At 54.9% G+C, this 2315-nt stretch carries 5 protein-coding genes; 1 reads left to right on the top strand and 4 read right to left on the bottom strand.

The window, feature by feature from the left end; genetic code table 11:
• Positions 1–243 precede the first annotated feature (243 nt).
• A complete protein-coding gene (locus J2Z49_RS14640; RefSeq protein WP_073167745.1) occupies positions 244–573 on the bottom strand; it encodes a UPF0175 family protein in 330 nt (109 codons plus the stop codon).
• Positions 558–1052, bottom strand: coding sequence for a hypothetical protein (locus tag J2Z49_RS14635; RefSeq protein WP_073167743.1), 495 nt, complete (start codon positions 1050–1052; stop codon positions 558–560). Before J2Z49_RS14635 ends, J2Z49_RS14640 begins: the two co-directional genes overlap by 16 nt.
• A gap of 189 nt (positions 1053–1241) precedes the next feature.
• On the opposite strand from J2Z49_RS14635, the gene J2Z49_RS14630 reads away from it, so the two are divergent.
• On the top strand, positions 1242–1607 hold the full coding sequence (locus J2Z49_RS14630) for a hypothetical protein (protein ID WP_307403916.1): 366 nt from the start codon (positions 1242–1244) through the stop codon (positions 1605–1607).
• A gap of 24 nt (positions 1608–1631) precedes the next feature.
• On the opposite strand, the gene J2Z49_RS14625 is transcribed toward J2Z49_RS14630, so the two are convergent.
• Both J2Z49_RS14625 and J2Z49_RS14620 read right to left on the bottom strand, forming a co-directional pair.
• Positions 1632–2018, bottom strand: coding sequence for a hypothetical protein (locus J2Z49_RS14625; RefSeq protein WP_307403914.1), 387 nt, complete (start codon positions 2016–2018; stop codon positions 1632–1634).
• Positions 2015–2315: WYL domain-containing protein (locus J2Z49_RS14620; protein ID WP_307403912.1), on the bottom strand; the 301-nt coding region annotated here is incomplete at its 5' end. The genes J2Z49_RS14625 and J2Z49_RS14620, both read right to left, overlap by 4 nt.

Here is a 2315-nt window from a genome sequence, read left to right as displayed (position 1 = left end):
TCGGACACGGGCCTGACACAGGTCATGGTATCCACAACCACGTCGCCGTCTTGGGGTTTATAATAGTGGGGCTCCACGGAGTTGACCACCGCCAGTTTCAGCCCGGGGATGACCGGGTTCCAGTGGTCCCCCAGATGCACGATTTCATCCACCGCTCCCGGGTTTTTGGGATCAACCACGTGAGGGGTTGTTACGGCTATAAAACATTCTGTGTGAGGGTACAAGCCCGGTAATGCATATGGTTTACGGGTTTTTCCCAAAGGAATCTTCCAATTCCGGCAACAGTGTTGCCAGGCCTTGTTCGGGTTCGGGTATGATATTTATATTTTCAGACTTGAGAATTTCGTTCATTTCAAAGTAATCGACTCCCAGCATATCTGCGCACTGCCGGATAGTCATCCGGCCCTCCCGGTAAGCCTGTACGGCCTCTTTTTTGTAGATTTCACGTAGCGCAAAGGAAACTAATTGCTGAAGGGCGGATGAACGGTCCAGGTACCTTTTGGAAGCATATGCGTCCAACCTTTTTAAGAGCACCGGATCAAACTCGGTGCTTATTCTTACTCTTTTTTCCATTGTCTCTTGGCCTCCAGGTAAAGTTTTGCTATTTTTTCGTCCAGTCGCCTGTGTTTTACCAAACCATCAAGGGCCGATTTGAAACTGTCATAGTTAAGATAGTACAGAAGGAATTCCGGCGAGGTATGAACCTTCAGGCCGGCTCCAAGAGCCTTTTTACGCAACCTTATATCATCCGTCAACAGGACGGCCTTTCGCTGAAAAGCCAGGGATAAAACGCTATCATCCACCGGTGATATTCCTTTTGTTCCCAGGCGATTTGATACCGCCACGCTTTTGACCAGGGGTGGTTCGGGGAGAAAGACTTCACGGCTGATCAGAAACGCATCGGCGTAGCCCCGGTGTAAACCTGTTTCAACAACTTCCTGGTACACTTCCTCCGGGCACAGGGCAGGCCCGGGCAGCAGCTTAATCAACTGGAGGGCGTTAATCCTGGACAGCGAGATTAAGAACGATGAGTCCACCACATATTCAGGCAATGCTTTCACCCGCTTATGATTGTTTTGATTTCCTCAACCAAACGTTCAACTGCCATTGGATTTCACCTCGTTGTCCAGTATACCATATCCTGTAATTAGGAGCAATAATCAGCGATGAGCTACCGTCTTGAAGAAACTGTATGAGTGGGCCATGTGAGACCTGCTCATATGACATCTTTTAAGTGCCCCGTGAGTAACGCGGCCTTCAAGAGCCGCGACTATTACGCTGTCTGTAACGAGTTGGGGGTTGATCCCTATTTTCCCCTGCTGTTTATCACAGGAGTCTACCAGCCCCGTGACGAAGATTACCTTCGTCGTAATCTATACGCTCGCCGCGCATGGCCTCACCACATCCTGAAGCTGCTCCCAGACCAGATACTGCAAAAGATGAATTGTAGTCCGTCTTATCGCTTCAACGAAGAACTTGTATTTGAGACCGATCCCTCAGCGGGAGACTACTGGTGCAACGGAGCAGAGTTCAAGATAAGACGCCTGACTGACATCAAGAACCAGGAAATGCTAATTGAGATTGCTGAGGAGTTATTGGCCCGCTGAGAGCGCAACAACCCGCGCATTGCTTCAGAAACCAAATCGGCTAACCGGTGGTCTTTGGAAGGGGGGCCGCGAGGGAACAGAGCACTTGTGCCGGTGTCGCTCCCGCAGGGCCGCGAGGCGCTCCGAGCTCCGGGCGACTTCGACCGCCCAAACGAGGTGGGCGTCCGACCCGGCCGCTTCCCCGGGGTGCTCGCGCGCCCAGGCGCTGTAGTCCTCGAGGTCGAAGGGGACCCGCACAAGCCACGAGTCGGGGCACACCTCACTCAGCTCCTTGTACGACTCTAACACCCCGGCGAGGTAGTCGAAGTAATCTTCTTCATTTCCTCCCCAGAGCGCCCGGTACTCCTCCGGGCCGTACTCGACCCAGACCGTCCTGCTGCCGTTCCGGGTGAGGTGGAACCCCGGTTTCATGCCTTCACCTCCCCGGGGCTGCGCCGGGAGCGCGCGAGCATCTCCTCCAGGACCTCAATCATTGTCTCCCGGAGCCACTCAGGTTCCAGCACCTCGAGCGCCGCGCCCCAACTCAAGAGCCAGGGGATCATCTCCCCGGCGCCGGCCACCTCAAAACGCACCTCGATGCCCCCGTCCGGCAGCTCCTTTACGGCCTGACTGAGGTGGTAGCGGGTGACGCGGAACTTGTGGGCAAGGCCGGGACTGACCCGGAGGCGCACCGTCTCCGGGGGGCCGGGCTCCTCTTCCGTCCAGACA

The sequence above is a fragment of the Desulfofundulus luciae genome (assembly GCF_030813795.1).
Lineage (GTDB): Bacteria > Bacillota > Desulfotomaculia > Desulfotomaculales > Desulfovirgulaceae > Desulfofundulus > Desulfofundulus luciae.
This window is presented reverse-complemented; position numbering and strand designations above follow the sequence as displayed.

Coding starts and splice junctions, on each gene's coding strand:
- J2Z49_RS14640 (WP_073167745.1), bottom strand. CDS start 573: ATGGAAAAAAGAGTAAGAATAAGCACCGAGTTTGATCCGGTGCTCTTA.
- J2Z49_RS14625 (WP_307403914.1), bottom strand. CDS start 2,018: ATGAAACCGGGGTTCCACCTCACCCGGAACGGCAGCAGGACGGTCTGG.